22 protein-coding genes and 1 tRNA gene are annotated in these 22,592 nt (G+C 70.4%); 8 read left to right on the top strand and 15 right to left on the bottom strand.

The features are described 5' to 3' along the window. Positions 1–145 precede the first annotated feature (145 nt). The 4 genes from ACZ53N_RS20265 to ACZ53N_RS20250 form a co-directional block, all read right to left on the bottom strand. Positions 146–880, bottom strand: coding sequence for a nucleotidyltransferase family protein (locus ACZ53N_RS20265; protein WP_469142210.1), 735 nt, complete (start codon positions 878–880; stop codon positions 146–148). A gap of 69 nt (positions 881–949) precedes the next feature. After that, positions 950–1,369 (bottom strand): hypothetical protein, encoded by a 420-nt coding sequence (locus ACZ53N_RS20260; protein ID WP_385971316.1) that lies wholly within the window; start codon positions 1,367–1,369, stop codon positions 950–952. Between the two features lie 250 nt (positions 1,370–1,619). Next, positions 1,620–2,756 (bottom strand): ABC transporter ATP-binding protein, encoded by a 1,137-nt coding sequence (locus ACZ53N_RS20255; RefSeq protein ID WP_469142209.1) that lies wholly within the window; start codon positions 2,754–2,756, stop codon positions 1,620–1,622. A gap of 354 nt (positions 2,757–3,110) precedes the next feature. Next, the gene (locus ACZ53N_RS20250; protein ID WP_469142208.1) at positions 3,111–4,529 is read right to left on the bottom strand and encodes an RNA-guided endonuclease InsQ/TnpB family protein; all 1,419 of its coding nucleotides are present in this window, start codon (positions 4,527–4,529) and stop codon (positions 3,111–3,113) included. 196 nt (positions 4,530–4,725) lie between these two features. Between ACZ53N_RS20250 and ACZ53N_RS20245 the strand changes: the two genes are divergently transcribed. Then, a tRNA-Thr gene (locus tag ACZ53N_RS20245) sits at positions 4,726–4,799 on the top strand. Positions 4,800–4,889: 90 nt separating this feature from the next. Here ACZ53N_RS20245 and ACZ53N_RS20240 read toward each other — a convergent pair. Further along, entirely contained in the window at positions 4,890–7,061 is a 2,172-nt protein-coding gene (locus ACZ53N_RS20240) for an MMPL family transporter (RefSeq protein ID WP_469142207.1), read from the bottom strand. Between the two features lie 234 nt (positions 7,062–7,295). Between ACZ53N_RS20240 and ACZ53N_RS20235 the strand changes: the two genes are divergently transcribed. After that, positions 7,296–8,441 (top strand): aminopeptidase P family protein, encoded by a 1,146-nt coding sequence (locus ACZ53N_RS20235; protein WP_469142206.1) that lies wholly within the window; start codon positions 7,296–7,298, stop codon positions 8,439–8,441. A gap of 27 nt (positions 8,442–8,468) precedes the next feature. Here ACZ53N_RS20235 and ACZ53N_RS20230 read toward each other — a convergent pair whose 3' ends face one another. Beyond that, positions 8,469–8,957 carry a GNAT family N-acetyltransferase gene (locus ACZ53N_RS20230; RefSeq protein WP_469142273.1) on the bottom strand — a complete coding sequence of 163 codons (489 nt, stop codon included), beginning with the start codon at positions 8,955–8,957 and terminating at the stop codon, positions 8,469–8,471. A 193-nt stretch (positions 8,958–9,150) separates the two neighbouring features. Here ACZ53N_RS20230 and ACZ53N_RS20225 point away from each other — a divergent pair, with 193 nt between their 5' ends. Continuing rightward, on the top strand, positions 9,151–10,044 hold the full coding sequence (locus ACZ53N_RS20225) for a sigma-70 family RNA polymerase sigma factor (RefSeq protein WP_469142205.1): 894 nt from the start codon (positions 9,151–9,153) through the stop codon (positions 10,042–10,044). Between the two features lie 78 nt (positions 10,045–10,122). Here the strand turns inward: ACZ53N_RS20225 and ACZ53N_RS20220 are convergent, their stop codons facing one another. Further along, on the bottom strand, positions 10,123–11,688 hold the full coding sequence (locus ACZ53N_RS20220; protein ID WP_469142204.1) for an MFS transporter: 1,566 nt from the start codon (positions 11,686–11,688) through the stop codon (positions 10,123–10,125). Between the two features lie 286 nt (positions 11,689–11,974). Beyond that, a complete protein-coding gene (locus ACZ53N_RS20215) occupies positions 11,975–12,967 on the bottom strand; it encodes a zinc-binding dehydrogenase (RefSeq protein ID WP_469142203.1) in 993 nt (330 codons plus the stop codon). Positions 12,968–13,114: 147 nt separating this feature from the next. Here ACZ53N_RS20215 and ACZ53N_RS20210 point away from each other — a divergent pair, with 147 nt between their 5' ends. Then, positions 13,115–13,807 (top strand): pentapeptide repeat-containing protein, encoded by a 693-nt coding sequence (locus ACZ53N_RS20210; protein WP_469142202.1) that lies wholly within the window; start codon positions 13,115–13,117, stop codon positions 13,805–13,807. Between the two features lie 126 nt (positions 13,808–13,933). On the opposite strand, the gene ACZ53N_RS20205 is transcribed toward ACZ53N_RS20210, so the two are convergent. From ACZ53N_RS20205 to ACZ53N_RS20190, 4 genes are all read right to left on the bottom strand, one after another. Further along, the gene (locus tag ACZ53N_RS20205; protein ID WP_469142201.1) at positions 13,934–14,431 is read right to left on the bottom strand and encodes a hypothetical protein; all 498 of its coding nucleotides are present in this window, start codon (positions 14,429–14,431) and stop codon (positions 13,934–13,936) included. Between the two features lie 197 nt (positions 14,432–14,628). Continuing rightward, positions 14,629–16,176, bottom strand: a complete 1,548-nt coding sequence (locus ACZ53N_RS20200) for a M4 family metallopeptidase (RefSeq protein ID WP_469142272.1) — start codon at positions 16,174–16,176, stop codon at positions 14,629–14,631. Positions 16,177–16,491: 315 nt separating this feature from the next. Beyond that, positions 16,492–17,226 (bottom strand): response regulator, encoded by a 735-nt coding sequence (locus tag ACZ53N_RS20195; protein ID WP_469142200.1) that lies wholly within the window; start codon positions 17,224–17,226, stop codon positions 16,492–16,494. Then, positions 17,223–18,449 (bottom strand): sensor histidine kinase, encoded by a 1,227-nt coding sequence (locus ACZ53N_RS20190; RefSeq protein WP_469142199.1) that lies wholly within the window; start codon positions 18,447–18,449, stop codon positions 17,223–17,225. The genes ACZ53N_RS20195 and ACZ53N_RS20190 overlap by 4 nt, the downstream gene beginning before the upstream one ends. Positions 18,450–18,773: 324 nt before the next feature. Here ACZ53N_RS20190 and ACZ53N_RS20185 point away from each other — a divergent pair, with 324 nt between their 5' ends. Further along, a complete protein-coding gene (locus ACZ53N_RS20185; protein WP_469142271.1) occupies positions 18,774–19,328 on the top strand; it encodes a GlcG/HbpS family heme-binding protein in 555 nt (184 codons plus the stop codon). A gap of 31 nt (positions 19,329–19,359) precedes the next feature. Beyond that, entirely contained in the window at positions 19,360–19,920 is a 561-nt protein-coding gene (locus ACZ53N_RS20180; RefSeq protein WP_469142198.1) for a GNAT family N-acetyltransferase, read from the top strand. A gap of 6 nt (positions 19,921–19,926) precedes the next feature. Here the strand turns inward: ACZ53N_RS20180 and ACZ53N_RS20175 are convergent, their stop codons facing one another. Together ACZ53N_RS20175 and ACZ53N_RS20170 are read right to left on the bottom strand one after the other, a co-directional pair. After that, positions 19,927–20,112: an antitoxin gene (locus ACZ53N_RS20175; protein ID WP_469142197.1), complete on the bottom strand. Its 186-nt coding sequence runs from the start codon at positions 20,110–20,112 to the stop codon at positions 19,927–19,929. A 114-nt stretch (positions 20,113–20,226) separates the two neighbouring features. Further along, positions 20,227–21,132: a hypothetical protein gene (locus ACZ53N_RS20170; RefSeq protein ID WP_469142196.1), complete on the bottom strand. Its 906-nt coding sequence runs from the start codon at positions 21,130–21,132 to the stop codon at positions 20,227–20,229. Positions 21,133–21,352: 220 nt separating this feature from the next. Between ACZ53N_RS20170 and ACZ53N_RS20165 the strand changes: the two genes are divergently transcribed. Together ACZ53N_RS20165 and ACZ53N_RS20160 are read left to right on the top strand one after the other, a co-directional pair. Further along, positions 21,353–21,628, top strand: a complete 276-nt coding sequence (locus ACZ53N_RS20165) for a type II toxin-antitoxin system Phd/YefM family antitoxin (RefSeq protein WP_356449559.1) — start codon at positions 21,353–21,355, stop codon at positions 21,626–21,628. Between the two features lie 142 nt (positions 21,629–21,770). Continuing rightward, positions 21,771–22,079 (top strand): hypothetical protein, encoded by a 309-nt coding sequence (locus tag ACZ53N_RS20160; protein ID WP_469142195.1) that lies wholly within the window; start codon positions 21,771–21,773, stop codon positions 22,077–22,079. Positions 22,080–22,091: 12 nt separating this feature from the next. Here ACZ53N_RS20160 and ACZ53N_RS20155 read toward each other — a convergent pair whose 3' ends face one another. Continuing rightward, entirely contained in the window at positions 22,092–22,298 is a 207-nt protein-coding gene (locus ACZ53N_RS20155) for a hypothetical protein (protein WP_469142194.1), read from the bottom strand. Positions 22,299–22,592 lie beyond the last annotated feature (294 nt).

Genomic DNA, 22,592 nt, shown 5'->3' with positions numbered 1-22,592 from the left:
TCTTCTGGTTGCTCGACCGGCAGCGGCTCCCTCGTAGGAGGCGCCGGGCCCGGCCGGCCGGAGTAACACCGGTCACCGACGCCGGACGGGCTTGATGTGGCTGAACTCAGCCACATCAAGCCCGTCCGGCGTTTGAGGACGCGCCCTAGGAACCGCGCTGAGCGGCAAGCTCCTTGGCCGCCTCGGTCAGGTCCTTGGCCGTGTCGATGGCGCGCCAGTACGCGCCGTGCGGGAGCGGGAACCCGGCCAGCCGGCGCTCACGGGCCAGCCGCGGGAAGGTGGTGCGCTCGTGGTCGCCCCGCTCGGGCAGCAGATCCGCGAAGCCGGCGGAGAAGACGTACACACCGGCGTTGATCAGATAGGGCGAGGGCGGCGACTCGATGAAGTCGAGGACGTGACCGAACTCGTCGGTCTCCACCGCGCCCCACGGAATGCGCGGGCGGGCCAGCGCCAGGGTCGCCGTGGCGTCGCGCTCATGGTGGAAGGCGGCCATCTCGCGGAGCGAGAAGCGGGTCCAGATGTCGCCGTTGGTGGCGTACCAGGGCTGGTCCGGGTGGGGCAGCGACGCCGCGGCGTGCTTGAGGCCGCCACCTCGGCCGAGGGGCTCCTTCTCGACCACGGTGGTCACCCGGAGCGGCAGGTCGGCCGACGCGAGCCAGTCCTGGAGGACCTCGGCCAGATGGCCGCAGGAGACCACGGCATCGGTGACGCCCTCGGCGGCCAGCCAGGCGAGTTGATGGCCGATGATCGGGATCCCCGTGCCGGGGATCTCGACCATCGGCTTGGGACGGTCGTCGGTGTACGGGCGCAGCCGCGACCCCTGGCCGCCGGCCAGGACGACGGCCTGCGTGGGGTACGGATGAGCGTGGATGCCGGTCATGCGTACGACGATATGCCGTGGCACCGGTCGCCGGGCGACCGGTGCCACGGCAACGCCCGCGGGGGGCGCTCAGTGGTTCTGGGCGACGCCGGTGGCGAAGGACGTGTCACAGACGGGCCGTGAGAAGGCCTGGGCCTGCTTCACGGAGCCGTACTTGGCGACCGCGGCCCGTCCGAGGGCGCGCGCGATGTCGGCGCAGTGGCGGGCCAGTGAGGGGCGTCCCTCGGCGGCCTGCTGGAGGTGCGTGAGCGCGACGCCCGGGTTCTTTTCCTGGAGCTCGGTGAGCAGCCGGTCGCGCAGCACCTCGTGCGGGGCGCGCGCGGCCTTGGCCTGAGTGGAGGCGGTATGGGAGGAAGCGGTGAGCACCTGCGTCCGGTCGCTCGGCGCCGCCCACGGGACGCGGGTGACCGCGAGGGTCCCGGAGAGCACGAGAACGACGGGGAGGACGAAGGCGAGAGTTCTGCCGATGTGGCGGGCGGCCTGGTTCATGTCGCAGATGGTAGCGAGGGGTAATGATATGGCGACATTTAGTCACCCGGTTGAGGGACGCCACAGCGCGTGAGTGCGGTATCGATGTTGACGCACGGGGCTCGAAAAGCGTGGTGTGCGGGGGTATTTATCGGCAGCGGGTGCGAAACGGACGTCCACTTGTGCAAGGTGCTCCACGAGGGCGCGGGGACGACCGGGCCCCGCACCGGGGGCGTCCGGTGCGGGGCCGTCGTCGTGCGCGGGGCGGGCGTCAGTCGCTGAGGCGCTCACCCGAGGAGGTGGAGAAGACGTGCAGTTCGCCGGGGCGCGGCACCACGTGCAGGATCGACCCCTTCTCCGGCACCCGGCGGCCGTTGACGCGCACCACGAGGTCCTTCTGTTCGGTGCCGACCTCGGCGGTGCCGTAGACGTATCCGTCCGCGCCGAGCTCCTCGACCACGTTGACCGTGACGGCGAGGCCGGCCGGGGCGTCGTCGGCCGCCTTGGAGAGCGTCTTGGCGGTGGTGCCGTTCTGCTCGACCACGTCGAAGTGCTCCGGCCGCACGCCGACGGTGACCGTGCGGTCGCCCCGGTCGGCGGCGGCGGTCAGCGCCTGCCGCGAGACGGGCACGACGCTGTTGCCGAACTTCACGCCGCCGTCGGTGATCGGCACCTCGACCAGGTTCATGGCCGGCGAGCCGATGAAGCCGGCGACGAAGAGGTTGACGGGACGGTCGTACATGTTGCGCGGCGAGTCGACCTGCTGGAGCAGTCCGTCCTTGAGCACCGCGACCCGGTCACCCATGGTCATGGCCTCGACCTGGTCGTGGGTGACGTAGACGGTGGTGATGCCCAGGCGTCGCTGGAGCCCCGCGATCTGGGTGCGGGTCTGCACCCGCAGCTTGGCGTCGAGGTTCGACAGCGGCTCGTCCATGAGGAACACCTGCGGCTCGCGCACGATCGCGCGCCCCATGGCCACCCGCTGCCGCTGCCCGCCGGACAGCGCCTTGGGCTTGCGCCCCAGGTACTCGGTGAGGTCCAGGATCCGCGCCGCGTCCTCGACCTTCTGCCGGATCTCCGTCTTGTTGACCCCGGCGATCTTCAGGGCGAAGCCCATGTTGTCGGCGACGGTCATGTGCGGGTACAGCGCGTAGTTCTGGAACACCATCGCGATGTCCCGGTCCTTCGGCGGCAGGTGCGTGACGTCGCGGTCGCCGATCCTGATGGATCCGCCGTTGACGTCCTCCAGCCCCGCGAGCATGCGCAGCGAGGTGGACTTCCCGCAGCCGGAAGGGCCGACGAGAACGAGGAATTCACCGTCCTCGATGGAGATGTCGAGCTGATCGACGGCGGGCTTGTCGGACCCCGGGTAGATGCGAGTCGCCTTGTCGTACGTGACCGTGGCCATGGTGATGCGGTCCCTTCACCGGCAGGAACGTGCCGGACGATCCGAGTAGAGGGAGTGGTCCAGTCCAATGGGACGGGGTTGCGGGTGACGGTACCCGGGCGTGGGGCGGTTGTCAGTAGTTGAGGGGGCGAATTCTGGAGGTGGTGCCAGAGCAATCGCCTTTTGACCTTGATCTCGGTCCCGAGAAGCTTCCTGCTTCCTCCGCCCCGGACGGCGCGGGTTGTGCCCATTGCCAGCAAAGGACAGACGCACTGTCCTCGGCCGTGCCCTTCAAAGGCACTGCCGACTGGTCTTGCACAGGCTCCACAGGCTTTGCGGCCGACGGCCCGTCGGTCCGTGTGTCGCGTTCTTGGTTTACGCCGCAGACGAGCACTCTGCGAGATCGTCAGCCCGGATCACGGGCGGTGGCACCTTGCCCGTCGGTAGCGACTCCGCTACCAACCGGTACAGCCGCAATCCCTCCTCTCGGAGATTGACCGCCGCATTCACATCCCGGTCGTGCACTGCCGCGCACCCCGCACATGTCCAGACGCGTACCGACAGGTCTTTCGGCCCGCTATCCGCATGGCAGGTGGAACAGAGCTGCGTGGAGGGAAAGTACCGGCTGACAACGACGAGGGTGCGGCCGTACCACGCCGCCTTGTACGTGAGCTGCCGTAACAGTTCACCCCAGCCGGCATCCGAGATCGCCTCGTTCAGCCGGGCCCTCAGCCGCCTGTGCATACCGGGCCGGTCGCGCTTCAGGCTCTCGATGTCCAGGTCCTCCACCACGAGCACTTGGTTCTCGCGCACGAGGCGGGTGGTGAGCTGGTCGAGCACGTCTTTACGGACATCACCGATGCGCGCGTAGAGCCGGGCGATCGAGCGCCTGGCCTTGGCCCGGTTCTTGGACCCCCGCTTTTTTCGATGCAGCTGTCGCTGCAAGCGGGCCAGTCGAGTGCGGTAGTGGCGCAGCAACCGGGGATGGTCGACTTTGCCGCCGTCGTCGAGTGTGACCAGGGAGACCAGCCCCAGATCAAGTCCCACCGTCTTCGGGCCGCCCGCACTTCCGTCGAGCCCGACCACCGGGGGCAGTGGATCGATACGTTCCTCAACCAGAACGGAGAGGAAATAGCGCCCCGCGCGGTCCCGCGTCACGGTGAGCTTGACCGGATGCGTCCCAGCGGGCAAGGCCCGCGACCAGCGAACCTCCAACGGGCCGGATTGCTTGGCGAGACATATGAGCCCGGTGCCACGGCGCTCCGGATCCTCGAACCACCGGAACCCCGTCCGTACGTACGTCGCGGAGTCCCGCGCCCGCCCCTTCTTCTTCCGCTGCGGATAACGCGCAGCGCCCCGGAAGAACCGTGAGTACGCCGCGTCGAGATGCCGCAAGGACTGCTGTAGCACCGTTGATGAGACCTCCTGCAGCCACGAGGTCTCGCCTGCCCGCCGCCAGCCCGTCAACGCCCGGCACGTCTCCGCGTAACCGATCGAGACCTGGTGCTGCTCCCAACCGTTTGTGCGGAGCTCCAGGCCCTGGTTGTAGACCCATCGGCAGGCGCCGAAGGTTTTCGACAACTGCTCGGCCTGCTCATCCGTCGGATAGAAGCGGAAGCGGTACGTGCGCTCGCGGGTCCCGGAAGGCTTGGTGCGGCCCTTCATCGGCGAGGCCGGTTTTTGCTGGTGTTTGCGCTGCTCAGGTATACCCAGGGTTTCGCGCTTGACCCGGTGGGCTCTCTCGCCGGTCACCCGTATTCGCTGTTCAGCGGCGGGGGCCGCCTGCTCCTTCATCACACCCTCCCATGCGCTGACGATCGGACCAGCACATGAGCGTCAACGAGCGAAATCATGCAAAGTCACTGATACGCCGCTATGTCGTTGTCTGGGTGCGCTTGGGAGAGGGGAACGGGTGTCTGGGTTGTGGATGACGGAACGGGGCGCTGTGTAGAGTGGTGCCGCGTCCGTGGGCGGTGCCCGCGTGCGTTGTGCCGCCTTAGCTCAGTTGGCTAGAGCAGCTGATTTGTAATCAGCAGGTCGTCGGTTCGAGTCCGACAGGCGGCTCAGTAAAAGCGCAGGTCAGCGCGAACAACGGCCCTCCGTGAGTGATCACGGAGGGCCGTTGCTATTCGCGGTCGTGTACGAACCGGTTACTTACCGGCGGGCTTCCTCGCCCGCCGACCACTGCGGGGCCGTGCCCGCGTCGTCGTGGTGGGCCGGGACGGGCTCCGTGGGGGAGTCCTGGTGGCCCGGCCACCAGGCCTTGTGGCCCAGCAGGGAGGTCACGGTCGGGACGAGCGGCATCGCCATCACGAAGGCCGTGAGGAGGATGCCGAAGGCCACCGCGAAGCCCATCTGCTGGAGCATGGAGTTCTCGGCGAGCATCAGGACGCCGAAGGTGCCCGCGAGGATGATCGCCGCCGAGGTGATGGTCGGGGTCGACTGGGCGACCGCGGTGCGGATCGCCTCCTTCGGCGGGACGCCGCGGCGGACCTCCTCGCGGAGCCGGGCGACCATGAGGATGTTGTAGTCGGTGCCGATGGCGACCACGAAGAGATAGACGATCACCGGCAGCATGAACAGCAGCCCGGACTCGCCCTTGATGTCCTGGAAGAGCCAGACCGTCGCGCCGAGCGTGGCGCTGAAGCCGAGGGCGACCGCGATCATCAGGTACACCGGGGCGACGAGGCTGCGCAGCAGCAGGCCCAGGATGACCATGATGGCGATGCCGGCGACCGGGAAGACCAGCTTGTAGTCGTGGGCGACGGCCTTCTGGATGTCGGAGAGCACCGCGGAGGTGCCGCCGACGAGGGCCTCGGTGCCCTGGGGCGCGGAGGCGTGCGCGGTGTCGCGCAGGGTGCCGCCGGCCAGCTCGATGGACTTGTCCTCGGTGGGCCGGTACTTGAGCACGACCGCGTACTGGGCGACGGTCCCGTCCGGGTTGCTGACGGCGGGGGCCACCTGGCCGACGCCCTCGATGCCGGCCAGCTTCGTGCGGAAGGTGCCCAGTTCGGCCTGGTTCAGCTTGGCGCCGTCCTTGGACTTCAGGTAGACCATGGCGGGGTCGGACTGGCCGGCGGAGAAGCCGCGCTGCATGTCCTTCATCGCCTGGACCGACTCGAGCTTCTGCGGCATCTGGCTGGAGGTGTCGAACTCGGCCTTGAAGCTGAACGCGCCGACGGCGAGGACGGCGAGGACCGCGGTGGACAGGCACGCGACGATGGCGGGGCGGCGGGCGACGAGGTTGCCGACGCCGTTGGCGAACCGGTTCTTCGGGGTCTTCTTCCACGCCTTGGACGGCCAGAAGGCCTTGGTGCCCAGCAGCGAGAACACGGCGGGGACGAGCGTGAGCGCGGCCACCAGCGTCACGGCGACGGAGATCGCGAGCGAGGGGCCCATCGCCCGCATCATGCCCATGGTGGACAGCAGCAGCGCGAGGAAGGCGACGATGACGGCGCCGGCGGCGGAGGCGATGGTCTCGCCGACCTTGGCGACGGCGTCGGCCAGCGCCTCCTTCGGCTCCTGGCCCTGCCGCAGGTGCTCGCGGTAGCGGAAGAGCAGGAAGAGGATGTAGTCGGTGCCGACGCCGAAGAGGACGACGATGAGGATCGCGGAGATGGAGGCGTCCGCCTTCAGCCCGCCGAGCTCGGCGGCGGTGCCGATGAGGCCGTTGGCGACCATGGCGACCACGAGGATGATGATGACCGGCAGGATCGCGATGAGCGGGCTGCGGAAGATGACGAGCAGCAGCACGATGATGAGCAGCAGGGTCGCCATCATGATCATCGCGTCGGTGTCGCCGGAGGACTCCTGGGAGTCCAGGGCGCTGGCCGCCTGACCGGTGATGCCCATCTTCAGCTGGGTGCCTTCGAGCAGCGACTTGCCGTCGTTGCGCAGGTCCTTGACGGACTTGGGCAGCTTGTCGTCGAAGGCGTTCTTGGTGGTGGCGATGATGTTGGCCAGGGCGACCTCACCGTTGGGGGAGACGGCCTGGGGTCCGGTGACCACCTTGGCGATCTTCTCGCGGTGCTTGCCCTCGAGGCCGGCCGACACCTTGATCACGTCGCTGCGGTCGGCGGCGGTGAGTTTGCCGCCGTCCTTGCGCTGGAAGACCACGATGGCGGCGGGCTGCTCGGTCTTGGGGAAGGCCTCCTCCTGGAGCTTGCCGACCCGGACCGACTCGTAGTGCGAGGGGAGGAACTCCGTTTCGTCGGTGGTGGACTTCAGCCCGGGCGCGAACACGGCCAGAAGGACGGCGGCTATGATCCAGCCCCCGATGGTGAGCCAGGGGCGGTGGACGGCGAACCGACCTACTCGTCGGAACATGGTGCTCCTTTAAAAGATTTAATCTTGCGCGGCCCGCCGACCTGTCGCGTGTTTGTATGGCCGAGTGTTTGTACGGGCATGAACACGCTAGGCAGGGGGGTTGCTTGCGCACAACGGATTCAGGGGGAAATCGGTCCTGGGTCGGGGTACACCTCATCCGCCGGTAGGAGGGGCTCTCACCCGTGAGGTCGAGAAGTTCCCGCCGACCGCCTTCGTCCGGATTACGCTGCCCCCATGACCGATGCCGCCGCTGTCGCCCCGGGGTCGTCCGATGACCCGGTGGAACCCAAGGATTACGCCGCCCGGATGGAGCGTGCCGCGCTGTCGGCCGCTGATGCCGGACTGGCCGGACTGATCGTCACACCGGGCCCGGATCTGGTGTGGCTGACCGGCTACCGGCCGCCCACCACCGAGCGGCTGACGGTGCTGTTGCTCGCCCCCGGACGCCGGCCGCAGCTGCTGGTGCCCGCCCTGGAGCGGCCCGACGCCGAACGGGCCCCGGGTGCCCGCGCGTTGGCGGTCAGCGGCTGGACAGACGGCGAGGATCCGTACGCGCTGATGGCCAAGCTCCTGGAGCCGAGGGGTCGTTACGGGGTCTCCGACAACGCCTGGGCGTTGCATCTGCTGGCTTTGCAGCGAAACCGCCCGGAGGTGGCGTACGGCGCCCTCACGGAGGTGCTGCCGATGCTGCGCGCGGTCAAGGACGCCTACGAGGTGGAGCGGCTGGCCGCGGCGGGGGCCGCCGCGGACGCCACGTACGAGCAGATCGTGGGCGTGCGCTTCGCCGGGCGCCGGGAGTCCGAGGTGGCGGCGGATCTGGCGCGGCTGTTGCGCGAACACGGCCACAGCCAGGTCGATTTCACGATCGTCGGCTCCGGGCCGAACGGTGCCAACCCGCATCACGAGGCAGGGGAGCGGGTGATCGAGGACGGCGACATGGTCGTCCTGGACTTCGGCGGGTTGAAGGACGGATACGGCTCGGACACGACCCGTACGGTCCATGTGGGGGAGCCGACGCGCGAGGAGCGCGCGGTGCACGACCTGGTGCGCGAGGCGCAGCAGGCGGCGTTCGAGGCGGTGCGGCCGGGGGTGGCGTGCCAGGAGATCGACCGGGTGGCGCGGCAGGTCATCCGGCGGGCGGGGTACGGCGAGTACTTCATCCACCGCACCGGGCACGGCATCGGGGTGACCACGCACGAGCCGCCGTATCTGGTGGAAGGGGAGCACCTGCCGCTGGTGCCGGGGATGTGTTTCTCGATCGAGCCGGGGATCTATCTGCCGGGCCGGTTCGGCGTCCGTATCGAGGACATCGTGACCTGCACGGAGACGGGCGGCCGACGGCTGAACAACACGGCGCGCGAGCTGCGCGTGGTGGCCTGACGGCGCTGTCCGGCCGGGGGCCCGCCGCTACAGCGGGCGGTGCATGATGTGCAGCCCGGTGTATGTGCCGTCGGGCAGTCGGTAGCCCTCGGGGAGGGTGCCGATGACGGTGAAGCCGAGTGAGCGCCAGAGGGCGACGGCGCGGACGTTGGTCTGGACGACGGCGTTGAACTGCATGGCGCGGTAGCCCTCGGCGCGGGCCCATTCGATGGTGTACTCGCCGAGGGCGCGGCCGATGCCGCGGCCCGTGTGCTCGGGGGCGACCATGTAGCTGGCGCTGGCGATGTGGGCGGCCGGGCCCATGTGGTTGGGGTTCATTTTGGCGGTGCCGAGGACGGTTCCCGCGTCGTCGACCGCCACGACCGTCCGGCTGGGCGCGGTGAGCATCCAGCATTCGCGGGCGAAGTCCTCGCCGATGTCGCGTGGGAAGGTGAAGCTCTCGCCCGCCGAGGCCACGGTGCGGACGATGGGCCATATGGCGGGCCAGTCGGCAGCCTCGGCGATTCTGATCTTCATGGCGTCCAGCATGCCCGCCCGGGCGGGTGCGCGCATGTGGTTTTTCGTGGCGGTGGAGGTGGCGGTGGCGGTGGTGCCGTGCGGTGGCGCGTTCATGGGTTTCGTCTCCATCTCACAGGTGATCGTTGCCTGTTGCACCGGCCGGATATGGTCCTTGACTGCACTGACGGATCAGCGGACGGGGATGTGACGGGTGAGCGAGAAGGATTTGCTGGCGCGACGGTTCGAGGAGCACCGGCCCCATCTGCGGGCGGTGGCCTACCGGATGCTGGGCTCGCTCGGTGACGTGGACGACGCCGTCCAGGAGACCTGGCTCAAGCTGAGCCGTTCCGATGTCACCGGCGTGGAGAACCTGGGCGGCTGGCTGACCACGGTGACCGGCCGGGTGTGCCTGGACATGCTGCGCTCGCGCACCACGCGGCGTGAGAGCCCGCTGCACGACGACGAGGGGCGGGTCCGTCTTCCCGACCCGGTCATCAGCGGTCCGGACGGCCTCGACCCGGAACAGGAGATCCTCCTGGCCGATTCGGTCGGCATCGCCCTGCTCGTCGTCCTGGAGACGCTCGCTCCGGCTGAGCGTCTCGCGTTCGTCCTGCACGACATGTTCGCCGTGCCCTTCGACGAGATCGCCCCCGTCCTCGGTCGCACCGCCGCCTCGACCAGACAGCTCGCCAGCCGGGCCCGTCGCCGGGTCCAGGGTGCGGCGCCCGCTCCCGACTCCGATCTGGCCCATCGGCGCCGGATCGTGGACGCCTTCCTCGCCGCCGCGCGCGGCGGGGACTTCGATGCCCTCGTCGCCGTCCTGGATCCGGAGATCGTGGCGCGCTCCGACGGTGGGGCGCTGCGTCCGGGCGTGCTCCGCCGTGGTGCGGCGGAGGTCGCCTCCCAGGCGATCACCTTCGCCCGGTTCGCGGAAACCGCCTTCCCGGCGCTGGTCAACGGCACCCCCGGTGTGGTCGCGGTGGCGGACGGCCGGGCGATTTCCGTCATGGCGTTCACCGTCCAGGGCGACCGGATCACCACGCTCGACATCCTCACCGACCCCGAGCGGCTCGCGCGGATCGATCTGAGTGTGCTGGGCGGCTGATCAGGTCTCGGCGAACGGCAGCGGGTGCCCGGCCTTGCCGGGCGCCCGCTGCCGTCCCGGGCCGTCGGGGGATGCAGGTCAGGCCTGGCGTCGGACGACGGCGTCGGTGTTCCGGGTGGGGTCGCCCGCCGGTGTGCCGTGCTTGGGCGCCCGGGCGGTGACGAGGAGGCCGCTCGCGACGGCGGCGAGCAGCATGATGCCCGAGCCCCAGCCGATCGCGACATGGAAGCCGTGGACCACGCCTTCCTTGGTGACGGCGTCCCGGACGGCGGGTGTCAGCGGGCCGTCGGCGGCGGCGGATGTGAGGTGCGCGGCGATGTAGCCGGCGCTGGTGGTGGTGGCGATGGTGTTGAGGAGTGCGGTGCCGACGGAGCCGCCGACCTGCTGGGCCGTGTTGACCGTGGCGGAGGTGACACCGGACTCGGTCGGGGCGACCCCCGCGGTGGCGGTGGCCATGACCGGCATGAAGATCAGGCCCATGCCGAGCCCGACGAGGATCTCGGCGGGCAGGACGTGCGAGACGTAGGCGGGCTCGACGGTCAGGAAGGTCAGCAGGAACAGCCCGACGGCGGCGAGCAGCGCCCCGGGCACCATCAGGGTGCGCGGTGGCACGTGGGTCATGAGCCGGGCCGAGACCTGGGTCGAGGTGAGGATGATCGCGGCAGTGAGCGGCAGGAACGCCAGGCCGGTCCGGACGGGGGAGTAGCCGAGCACGACCTGGAGGTAGTACGTCATGAACAGGAACATGCCGAACATGGCGATGACGGCGAGCCCCATCGTGAGGAACGCGCCGGCTCGATTGCGGTCGCGAATGATGTGCGGGGGCAGGAGGGGGCTGCCGGCCCGGGTCTGCCACCAGGCGAAGACCGCCAGCAGTGCCACCCCGCCGGTCAGCAGGGCGAGGACGAGCGGATCGCCCCAGCCGCGCGGTTCGGCCTCGCTGCAGCCGTAGACGACGGCGACGAGGCCGCCGCAGCCGAGCAGCACGCCGGGGATGTCCAGGCGCGGGCGGTGGGTGGGGCGGTGGTCCTGCAGCAGCCACAGGGCACCGGCCAGGGCGCCCAGGGCGATCGGGATGTTCACGTAGAGGCACCAGCGCCAGTCCAGGTACTCGGTCAGCAGCCCGCCCGCGATCAGTCCGATCGCGGAGCCGCCGCCCGCGATAGCGCCGTAGATGCCGAAGGCCTTGCTGCGTTCCCTCACGTCCGTGAACGTCGTGGTCAGGAGGGAGAGCGCGGAGGGCGCGAGCAGCGCGGCGAAGACGCCCTGCAGGGCGCGGGCGGCGAACAGCAGCGTCGAGGTGTGGGCGGCGCCGCCCAGCGCGGACGCCGCCGCGAAGCCGACCAGCCCGACCGTGAAGGTGCGTTTGCGGCCGACCAGGTCCGCGACCTTGCCGCCGAGCAGCAGCAGACCGCCGAAGGCGAGGGTGTAGGCGGTGATCACCCACTGGCGGTCGCCGTCGGACATGTGGAGGTCGCGCTGGGCGGAGGGGAGGGCGATGTTCACGACCGTCGCGTCGAGGACCACCATCAGCTGGGCGAGCGCGATGACGACCAGGGCCCACCAGCGGCGGTGGGGGTGGGGTGGCGGCTCGGTCGGCGTCGGCGCGGGTGCGCCGCCCGGGCTCGTCGGGCTCGAACTCATCGGAACCTGCCTTTCGCGGCCGGTTTCGGACGGCCGACGACGGCGTCTGATGCGCCCGTCCAGCCTAGGTGCGATGGCGTGGGGCCGCTTCTCGAGCCTGGTGGCAGGCCTAGGGTGTGTCCGCGAAGTCGCGGCGTACGCCCGAAGGGCGTGGCCCGCGGCGTCTGGTGCGTGCGATCGCAAGGCGGAGGGTCGCCCTCGTACCGGGCGTACTCGGGCGAGCCCGACAACGCAGCGAGCGTGCGTGCCGGGCGTCGCGGGCCAGACGCGAATTTGCGGACACACCCTAGGGGATGAGGACGACCTTGCCCATCGTGGCGCGCGAGGTCAGTGCCACGTGCGCGGCGGCGGCGTCGGCGAGCGGGAAGCGGTGCACGGTGGGGGTGACGTTGCCCGCGGCGGCCTGGGCCAGCGACTCCTCCTCCAGCCTGCGCAGCCCCACCTGTCCGCCGCCGAACCGGGCCAGCATCGGCGGGCCGAGGACCGACTGCGAGGTGAGGGACCGCTCGGCGAGCTCCGCGGGGTCGAGGGTGATCGGGCCGCCGGAGGACCAGCCGTAGACGAGGTGCGTGCCGCCGGGGCCGAGCAGGTCGACGGCGGCGCGGGCGGCGGGGCCGCCCACGGCGTCGAAGACGACCGTGGCGGTGCGCCCGCCGAGTGCGGTCCGGGCGGCCCCGGCCCAGTCCTCGGCGGTGTAGTCGAAGGCGAGGTCCGCGCCCAGCTCGCGTACCCGCCGGACCTTGGCCGGGCCGCCGGCGAGGCCGACGACGGTTGCGCCCGCGTTCTTGGCGTACTGCGTGAGCAGCGAGCCGATGCCCCCGGCCGCCGCCGTCACGATCACGACGTCCGCGCCGCTCAGCTCGGTGAAGCCGAGGACGCCGAGGGCGGTGCGGCCGGTGCCGATCATGGCGATGGCCTGGTCCTCGCGCAGCCCGTCCGGTATCTCGTGCAGCTTCTCCGCGGCGATGACGGCCAGCTCGGCGTAGCCGCCGGGGGCGGTGCCGAGGTGCCCGATGACTCGGCGGCCGAGCCAGCGGGGGTCGGTGCCCGCGCCGAGGGCGTCGACGGTGCCCGCGATCTCGCGGCCGGGGATGGTGGGCAGCTCGGGGAGGGGGTACGGGCCGTTCGGGTCGCCGGCGCGCAGGGTGGTGTCGACGAGGTGCACCCCGGCGGCGGCGACGGCGACCCGGACCTGGCCGGGGCCGGGCTCGGGGTCGTCGGTCTTCTCGTAGGTGAGGTTCTCGGCGGGGCCGAAGGCGTGCAGCCGGACGGCGTGCATGGGTTCTCCTCGAACGGTGTTCCGTGAACGATGTTCCGTGGACTCCTTGAGTCTTCAATCTCGACCATGGTTGAGGTCAAGGGGTGGGGTGGGGCGCGGCGGTGCGTGCCGACAGGCGTTGTCAGTGCCGTGTGCCACGGTGGCGGCATGACGACGCGCGGCAGGCAGCAGGCAGGCAAGGCACAGCCGACGGCCCGGCTCCCGGAGGTACGGCTGCCGCCGCTGCGGCCGTGGGCGGGGGCGGAGCTGGAGCGGGAGGGCGATTACGACGGCGTCGATTTCACCGAGGTCGACCTGGGCGGTCAGCTCGCTTCCGGCGCCCGTTTCATGGACTGCGGGATCTTCCGCTGCGCGCTGGACGGGACGCGGCTGGACCGGGCCCGGTTCCTGGACTGTGTGCTCGACGGGGTGCGCGGGGTGGGCACGGATCTGGCGGAGGCGACGCTGCGCGACGTGGAGGTGCGGGACGCGCGGCTGGGCGGCACCCAGCTGCACGGCGCGGTGCTGGAGCGGGTCCTGGTGCGCGGCGGCAAGATCGACTACCTGAATCTGCGCACGGCAAGGCTCAAGGACGTCACCTTCGAGGGCTGTGTGCTCTCCGAGGCCGACTTCGGCGGGGCGCGGCTGGAGCGGGTCGTCTTCCGGGACTGCGTGCTGCGTCGCGTCGATTTCACCGCCGTGCGGATGAAGGACGTGGATCTACGGGCGGTCACCGAGCTGGACATCGCCCGGGGGATCGACCAACTGGCGGGCGCGGTGATCAGCCCGTCCCAACTCCTGGATCTGGCACCGGCCTTCGCCGCACAGATCGGCGTACGCGTCGCCGGTCGCGAGCCGTGACGTACGCGCCGGCCCATCAAGCCCGTCCGGCGATTGAGGACGCGCCCGCAGGGGCGCTCGCCGCCGCAGGCGGCAAAGACGGCCCGCAGGGCGCTCGCCGCCGCAGGCGCTGGGCGCCCGGCGATCTCAGACCCGCGGGAACCGGCTCTGCAGATCCCAGACGACCGGGTTGTCGGCAAGACCCTCGTGCATGTCGGAGAGGTCCGCGATCAGGTCGTGGAGGAAGTCCCGTGCCTCGCGGCGCAGTGCCCGGTGGTTGAAGCTGAGCGGGGGTTCGTCCGCCGGCTGCCAGTCGGCGGTGACCTCCACCCAGCCGAAGCGGCGTTCGAACATCAGTCGGTCGGTCGATTCCGTGAAGTCCAGCTCCGCGTACTGCGGGATCGACGCGCGGTTGCCCCGGGGGTCGCGGTCGACCTGCTCCAGGACGTCGCAGAGCGCCCACGCGAAGTCCAGCACGGGAACCCATCCCCAGCCTGTGGACAGCTCCCGGTCCGTCTTCACGTCGGCGAGGTAGACGTCACCGCAGAAGAGGTCGTGCCGCAGCGCCCGCACGTGCGCCGTGCGGTAGTCCGTCTGCGGCGGGTCGGGGAAGCGGTGCGAAAGCGAATAGCCGAGGTCGATCACGCCTCGATGGTGTCACGGGCGTCGGCCGGGTGCGTACACACGCCTGCCCGCGCCCTCGCCACCGTCAGTGGCGAGGACACGGGCCGGTCACCGGAGGGTGATCACCGCGTGGGTGTGAGCACTGCGGGTGCGGTGATCACTTCCGGGACGTCCGCCGTGCCGTGTCCCGGTCGGGACCCGGTCACCTCACGAAGTGGTCACTTCACGTTGATGGCGGTCCAGGCGGCGGCGACCGTCTTGTACTCCGTGCTGGTGGAGCCGTAGAGGTCCGCGGTGGCCTTCAGGGTGCCGGCGCGGGCCGCCTTGTAGTTCGTGGTGGAGGTGAAGTACGTGGTCAGGGCCTTGTACCAGATCTTGGTGGCCTTGTCCCGGCCGATGCCGGTGACCTTGGAGTTGTTGTAGGTGGGGCTGTTGTAGCTCACACCGTCGATGGTCTTCGCGCCGCTGCCCTCGGACAGCAGGTAGAAGAAGTGGTTGGCCGGGCCCGACGAGTAGTGGACGTCGGTGTTGCCGAGGCCCGAGGACCAGTAGTCCTTCGAGGCGCCGTCCTTGCTCGGCTTGTCCATGTAGCGCAGCGGGGTGCCGTCGCCGTTGATGTCGATCTTCTCGCCGATGAGGTAGTCGCCGGCGTCCGTGGAGTTCTTGGCGTAGAACTCCGAGGCGGTGCCGAAGATGTCGCTGGTCGCCTCGTTGAGACCACCGGACTCGCCGCTGTAGTTCAGCCCGGCGGTGGCCGAGGTGACGCCGTGCGTCATCTCGTGGGCGGCCACGTCGAGGGAGGTCAGCGGGTTGGCGTTGTTCTCGCCGTCGCCGTAGGTCATGCAGAAGCAGTCGTCGTCCCAGAAGGCGTTGACGTAGCCGTTGCCGTAGTGGACGCGGGAGTAGGCGCCGACACCGTCGCCCTTGATGCCGCTGCGGCCCAGGACGTTCTTGTAGAAGTCCCAGGTGACCGCCGCGCCGTAGTGCGCGTCGACGGCGGCGGCCTGGCTGCCGGAGCCCCAGACGTCGCTGGAGTTGGTGAAGAGCGTGCCCGTGCCGGACGTGCCCTGCTTCAGGTCGTACGTCTTGTGGCCGCCGCGCGCACCGTCGGTGAGGGAGTAGCCGGAGGACGTCTTGGTGGTGGTCAGCGGGACGGTGCCGCTGTAGGTGCTGGTGCCGCTGCCGGTCTCGATGGCCTCGCGCTGGAACAGCGTCTTGCCGCTGGCCGCGTCGGTCACCACGTGCAGCTTGCTCGGGGTGCCGTCCTTCTGGACGCCCTTGACGACGGTCTCGTACGCGAGGACGGCCTTGCCGCCCGCGGCCCAGATGACCTTGCGCGGGGCCTGGCTGTCGGCCTTGGCGGTCTTCTCCGCGGCGGCCACGCCGAGCGCCTTCTGCTTCGCCGCGGTGGGCGCGAGGGAAGCGGACGTCGTGGGCACGGATATGTCGGCCTCGGTCGCCTTGGTGACGCTGCGCGAGCCGCTCTTCGCCCGGTGCACGACCAGGTCGCCGCCGAGCACCGGCAGGCCTTCGTAGGTGCGCTCGTAGCGCGTATGCACCGTGCCGTTCGCGTCCTTGACGACGTCCCGGACGACCAGCTTCTCCTTGCCGCCGAGACCGAGCTCGGCAGCGGCGGAGGAGGCTCCCGCCTGCGCGTCCTTGAGCGCGGACACCCGCTGACCGGCGGAGAGCGCCAGCGCCGTGGCGCCGTTCTCGCGGTCGGCCGCGGCGGTCGCCGAACCGGTCTGGACGCCGACGGCGACCATGGCGGCGGAGGCGACCAGCGCTGCGGCGCGCAGGGTGTGCTTGCGGGAGGTGGAGGTGATGAGTCTCAACTCTGGCTCCTAATGCGGGCCGCGAACTCGCGGCCGAATGAGGGGGGTTCGGGCAGCCGGTGGGGACCGCCCGTTTGGTGCAGGAGTGGTGCAAGAGCGAATTGAGGAGAGAGTGCCATCACTTCCCTGTCATTGACAGGGGCGCAACAAGGATTTGATCTAGCGTTTTCTTAACAGCGGTTGATTGGATCCGCTATGCGGTGAACTGCTCCCGATTGGTCTGCACTTGACTGCCTACTGGAGTGTTCAACTGAGCAACCGCTGTTCCTTCGCCACCGCCACGGCGCCCGCACGTGTGTCCACGCCGAGCTTGTCGTAGATCCGACCCAAATGCGTCTTCACCGTCGCCTCGCTGATGGACAGCGCCCGCGCGATCTCACGATTGCCCAGCCCACGGGCGAGTTGACCGAGGATGTCGCGCTCCCGCTCGGTGAGCGCGGGCCGCCCCGCGCCGCGCATCCGGGCCATGACACGGCCCGCGACGGGCGGCGACAGCGCGGTGCGCCCCTCGGCGGCGGCCCGGATCGCGGAGAACAACTCCTCCGGCCGCTCGGCCTTCAGCAGATAGCCGGTCGCCCCGGCCTCGATGGCACGGGTGATGTCGGCGTCGGTGTCGTAGGTGGTGAGGACGAGAACGTACGGGCCGTGGGCGCGCTGACCGCCGGTGCCGGCGCCGGTGCCGGTGTCGGCGCCGACCTTGGTGTCGTCGCCCGTGCCGCCGACCGCCGTCGCGTCCGCGACGATGCGGCGGGTCGCCTCGATTCCGTCCATCCCCGGGCCGAGTTGAAGGTCCATCAGCACAACGTCGGGCCGCAGCCTCGCGGCCAGCGCGACCGCCTCCTCGCCGCCGCCCGCCTCCCCGACGACCTCGATGCCGGGCGCGCTGCCCAGCAGCGCGAGCAACCCGGCCCGTACGACGGTGTGGTCGTCGCAGAGCAGGATGCGGACGGGGGCCGGTCCGCAGGGATCGGTCGGGGTCACGGGGTCTCCAGGGGAACGGACGCGGACAGGACGGTGCCCTCGCCGGGCACCGATTCGATCGTCAGGGTGCCGCCGAGCCGACGGACGCGGGCGTGCATCGCGGGCAGCCCGTGTCCGCGGGCCCCGCCGGTCGGGGCGGCGCCGGGGTCGAAGCCGCGCCCGTCGTCGGCGACGTCCAGGACCACCTGGTCGCCGAGGTAGCTGAGGGTGAGGGCGACCGTCGTCGCGGCGGCGTGCTCGGTCACGTTCGCCAGCGCGCCCTGCGCGATGCGCAGCAGGGCCGACCGCACCCGGTCGGGCAGTGGGACGGGGGCGCCCTCGACGTGGAAGCGCACGGAGACGGTGGTCGTCTCCGGCGCGGCGAGCGCCCGTAGCGCGTCCTCCAGGCCCGCGCCCCCGTCGAACTGCGGCGGCGCCAGATCGTGCACGAACCGCCGGGCCTCGGCCAGCCCGCGGGCAGCGATGTCCGCCGCCGTACGAACATGCCGACGCGCCGCCTCCGCATCCGAATCCCAGGTGCGGTCCGCTGCTTGGAGCAGCATCTGCTGGCTGGACAGGCCCTGGGCCAAGGTGTCGTGGATCTCCATGGAGAGCCGCTGCCGCTCCGCGAGGGTGCCCTCGCGCCGTTCGGTGGCGGCGAGTTCGCGACGTGTGCGGATCAAGTCGTCGATCAACGCGCGCTGTCGGGCCGCCTGGCGCTGCGTGTGGACGAAGACGGCGGTGGCGATCGCGGCGACGGCGGGCGGCGCGAGCACGAGGTTGGGGTCGAAGCCCTCGGCGAGACGCAGCTGCGCGGCGACCACCAGGGTGGTGAGCAGGGCCACCAGCACGAGCGACGCGCGGGCGGGCAGGGTGCGCAGGCCCGTATAGAAGAGGGGTACCGCGCACCACGCGAAGCTCGGCGCGAGGACGACCAGCACGACCCAGGACGCGACGACGGCGCCCAGCCAGGTGAACCGCCGGGCGCTCGTGCCGGAGTCGGCTCCTCCGGGTCCCCCCAGTACGGGGCCGAGTACATAGAGGAGGGCGAGGGCCACGCTGAACGCGATGATCCAGGGCGTGCGGGGTTCGCCGGGGTGGCGGATGAGGAAACGGACGAGGGAGGCGCCGAGGAGAAGGAAGAAGGCCGCGTGCATGACGGCTTCGAGCCAGGGGGCGTCCGGGTCGGGCGCGGCTTGTGGCTGGTCTCGCACGCTTCTCCTTGCCGGAGGGTCACTTGTCATGGCGCCCGCACCACCGCTGCGCGGCGGTGTCCTCAATCTCCCCCAGCTACCGCTGGGAGGTGCCCCCAGCGGGCTTGATGTGGCTGAGCTCAGCCAAACCAAAAACGTCTAGGGAGTGAGGGAGGGCTCGTAGGGAGGCCGCCGCCGCAGGCGGCAACGACGGCCCGCAGCCGAAGATCCGCCGGCACCGCCTAGTTCTAACCCGCGCGGAGCGCACCCCGCATCGGCCGATCGGTTGACACCGGGGGCAGCCGGGACGGCGATGTCCGGGGGGCGTGGCGGCTCAAGGATGAAAGACACGGTTCATCTCACGAGGAGCGCATGATGCAGACCCCCACCCTGTCCAAGCGGGCCCGCGTACTCACCGGTGCCGCGGCTGCCGTCGCCGTCGCGGCCGGTGCGTTCGGCGCCGTTTCCGCGACCGCCTCGCCCGCCGCCGGGCAGCAGACCCCGGTGCGCGCCGTCGCCGGCAAGAGCCTCAACCAGTCGACGCACCTGTCGCTGGCCGCCGCCACCAAGGCCGCGCAGGGCGCGCTCGCCGCCGCGCAGAAGGAGGGGCAGAAGGTCTCGGTCGCCGTCGTCGACCGCAACGGCAACACGCTCGTCACGCTGCGCGGTGACGGTGCGGGCCCGCAGTCGTACGAGTCCGCCGTGCGCAAGGGCTTCACCGCGGTGTCCTGGAACGCGCCCACCTCGGAGCTGGTCAAGCGCCTCCAGAGCGCGCCGAACCTCAAGGACATCCCCGGCACGCTGTTCCTGCCGGGTGGCGCCCCGGTCCAGGCGCAGGGCGCGCCGGTCGCGGGCCTCGGGGTCGCGGGGGCTCCGAGCGGTGAGCTGGACGAGAAGTTCGCCCAGGCGGGCGTCGCCGCACTGGGCTAATCTGCCGCGACGGCAGGAGGCAGGGGGCGGCGTGGAGATCAGGACGTTTGCCGAGGACGAGGTTCCGGCGGATCTCCGCGCCCGTGCGCGCACGCTGCGGGAGGCGGTGTGGCCGGGTGTCGTCGGTGCCCACGATCCCGCGCTGCGGCCCCGGACGGTGCTGCTCGTATCGCCGGAAGGCGACGTACCGGCAGTGCTGGACATCCTGACGAAGGACCTCGTCCACGGTGGCCGGCGCTATCGGGCCGCCGGGCTGAGCGCGCTCGTCACGGACCCCGCGCGGCGGGGCCGCGGCTACGGGCGGCAGCTGGTGGCCGCCGCCCGTGCGCTGATCGCGGGGAGCGGCGCGGACCTGGGGCTGTTCACCTGCGACCGCCCTTTGCGGGGCTTCTACGAGAGCGCGGGGTGGAGCGAGCTGGCCGGCGCCGTTCTCGTCGGCGGGACGCGGCAGGCTCCGTTCCCCAGTGACGGGCCCGGTTTCGACAAGGTCACCATGGCCGGGTTCTTCACGGAGCGGGGCAAGCGCGACGCGGCGGCCTTCCGGCACTGCCGCATCGGGCTCTACCCGGGCGGGATCGACCGGCTCTGGTGACGCCGCCTACTTCGGTTCGTCGGTGGGCCGGTTGCCCAGCTGGTCGCCCAGCTTCTGCTGGGCCGTGTCCGTCTGGCTCTGGTACTTGTTCTGCGTCCTGGCGTCGAAGGCGTCACCGGCCTTCTCGACGCCTTGGCGTGCCTGGTCCGGGTGCCCCTTGATCAGACCTTTGAGCTTGTCGAGCATGGACATGGTGGTCCTCCTCGTGGGATGTCTGACGTACCTCAGCATCTCCGCATTCGGCCCGGCCCGCATCCGCGGGGGAGGGCGCGCGGGGGCCCTCGGGCGGCGTGCGGAAGCCCCGGATCAGGGTTTCCCGCGGGGTACGGCCACGCCCAGCTCGGGGGTGACCGTGAACCGGGCGGCCGCGCAGTCCTCGGTGGCGGGGACGGCGACGACGGGTTCGTCGAGCCGTCCGCCGACGGCGACGCCGGTGATCGTGCGGCGGTGGCACTGCTTGCCCAGTTCCGTGCCGGGCAGCCTGTCCGCGGTGGCGCGCAGATGGATCTCCACCGGTACGGGCTGCTTGACCTGCGGCGACGTCTCCGGGGGCGGGTTGGCCGCCCAGGCGTAGACCACGAGGCAGGCCGCGGTGAGGACGCCGGTGCGCAACAGCGTGCGGATCAGGGCGCGATAAAGCTGTTGGGACTGCCAGGCGTTGGCCCGGGTGAGACAGAGGGTGACGGCGTGTTCCAGGGCGGCGACGCGCTCCTGGGCCTCGGTGTCCGTCGGGGTGTGCGCCGCCCGCGCGCGGGCACCCTCGAGCTCCCGGCGGATGGCGGCGGTGCCCTCGAACGGCACGGCCTCGGTGGAGCTGGCCTCCTTGAGCAGGTGCAGCAGCGCGTCGTAGGAGAGATGGCTGCGGCCGGCGGCCAGCAGCGGCAGTGCGCTGCCGCGGCGTCTGATCGCGGGTATCTCGTGGTTGACGAAGATGTCCGTCCAGGTCAGGTCGGGTGTGATCAGCACATGAGCGGCTCGCACGATCATCCAGCCGGTGCCCAGGAGCGCGACGAACACGGCCCCCAGCGCCAGCGGTAACCGCCAGGGCTCCTCGGTGCCCAGCCCGCCCAGCGACCCCAGCTGCAGCCCGGCCACGAGCACCGTGCCGACGGCGGCGAACGCCGTGGTCAGCCAGCGGGCCGCCTCGCGGATCGAGGTACCGCGGTCGGGCGTGGTCTCTGTGACAGGGGGTGTGCCCTGGGGCAGCGACACCTGGCCTCTTCTCTCCAGTACGACGTACGAAGCTTGTCCGGCGCGATGCGCCACCGGCTCAATTACCGTACGGGGAAGGTGTTCTGGCGCAGTTCGAGGATGCGCCCATCCTTTGGCGGGTATCCAACTTGCAGCATCTTCGCTCCACAGATGTACTACATCTTGATGGACAAGTTGCGGCACACTGGGGCGGGCGCACCCGAGGCATGAGGAGAGACATATGACCAAGGTCAGCTTGAGTGAAGCCAGGATCGTCACGATGCGTGAGCTCTCGCAGCGGACGTCCCAGGTGGTCCAGGAGATCTGCCAATCGGGTCAGCCTGCGCTCATCACTCGGCACGGCAAGTTCCTCGCCGCGATCGCCCCACTGGAGGACGTCACCATCGACGCGGCGATCCAAAGCATCGCCGGACGTGCGCCGTTGCCCGATGACGACGGCAACCGGACGCTGCTGGATCCGGATACCGCCCGCCGTCACCTGGGATTGACGCCTTGAAAGTACGCCTGAGGCGTGCGGGGCGCTGCGCTATAAAAGAGCGGTGCAGCGACCCTACTTACTCAGCATCAATGCCTGCGAGGATCTCTATGGTTGCGGCCGAGTGCTCGTAGAAAGCCTGTTTGACGTCATTCAGCACGGGTTGACGATCCCACCGGATCCGGAGGACGAGGACGAGGGCGGCAAGCCGCCGCCCTGCTACTACTGGCGCCGCGGGCTGCTGAAGGAGCACCGGGCGAAGCTCACCGAGGCGCTGAGGTCCGGTCAGGACGAAGAGCCCTCGTACGGCGACGAGCAGGCGTGGAACTACGTCATCGTCTTCCGCAAGGCGACGGCCGCGGAGTGCATCACCGGCCGTATGCGGCTCAGGGACGAGCCCGTCGTGGTGGAACGTTTTCTGGACAGCGCGCGCATCGGTTCCGAGGTGCTGTCGCTCGTCCTGCGGCAGTAGCCGCCCCCGGGGCTAGAGGATCTTGTGCTGCTCGGCCCGGTCCAGGGTGTCCATGAAGCGCTGGAAGCACTCGGCGGACTCCGCACTGCCGGCCGTCACCGTGAACTCCTCGGGTGACATGAACGCCGCCAGCCGTTCCCGGGTCTCGGGGTCCAGCGCATCCCACGCCGCTCTATCCAGAGGTGACTGCGCCGCAGTTTCCGCACTGCCAGTTTCCATTGTTGAGTTGCCTCATGTCTGCAGATCCACATACGGGACAGGTCATGTGCGTCTCCCGAGCGATGATGTCAGCCGGTTGCCGACACCGGTAGTGGCCGTTCACCCATGAACAGTCGGGCGTTCCACGCCCCCCGGCGGCTTGATGGTACGGCGCGGGTGGCGGGCGGCAACAGGGCAACAGCGCGGATGGACGCACCCGGGGGCGCGGCGGGGACGCGGCCGCGAACGGGTACGAAGAGAGGGTCACCCGCGCTGGGGTGACCCTCTCCCGGATCAGCCGCTCGGCGGCCGCGC

The organism is Streptomyces sp. NPDC033229, from assembly GCF_055576875.1.
Note: the sequence above shows the minus strand (reverse complement) of the source record. Positions and strands in the feature narration are given on the sequence as shown.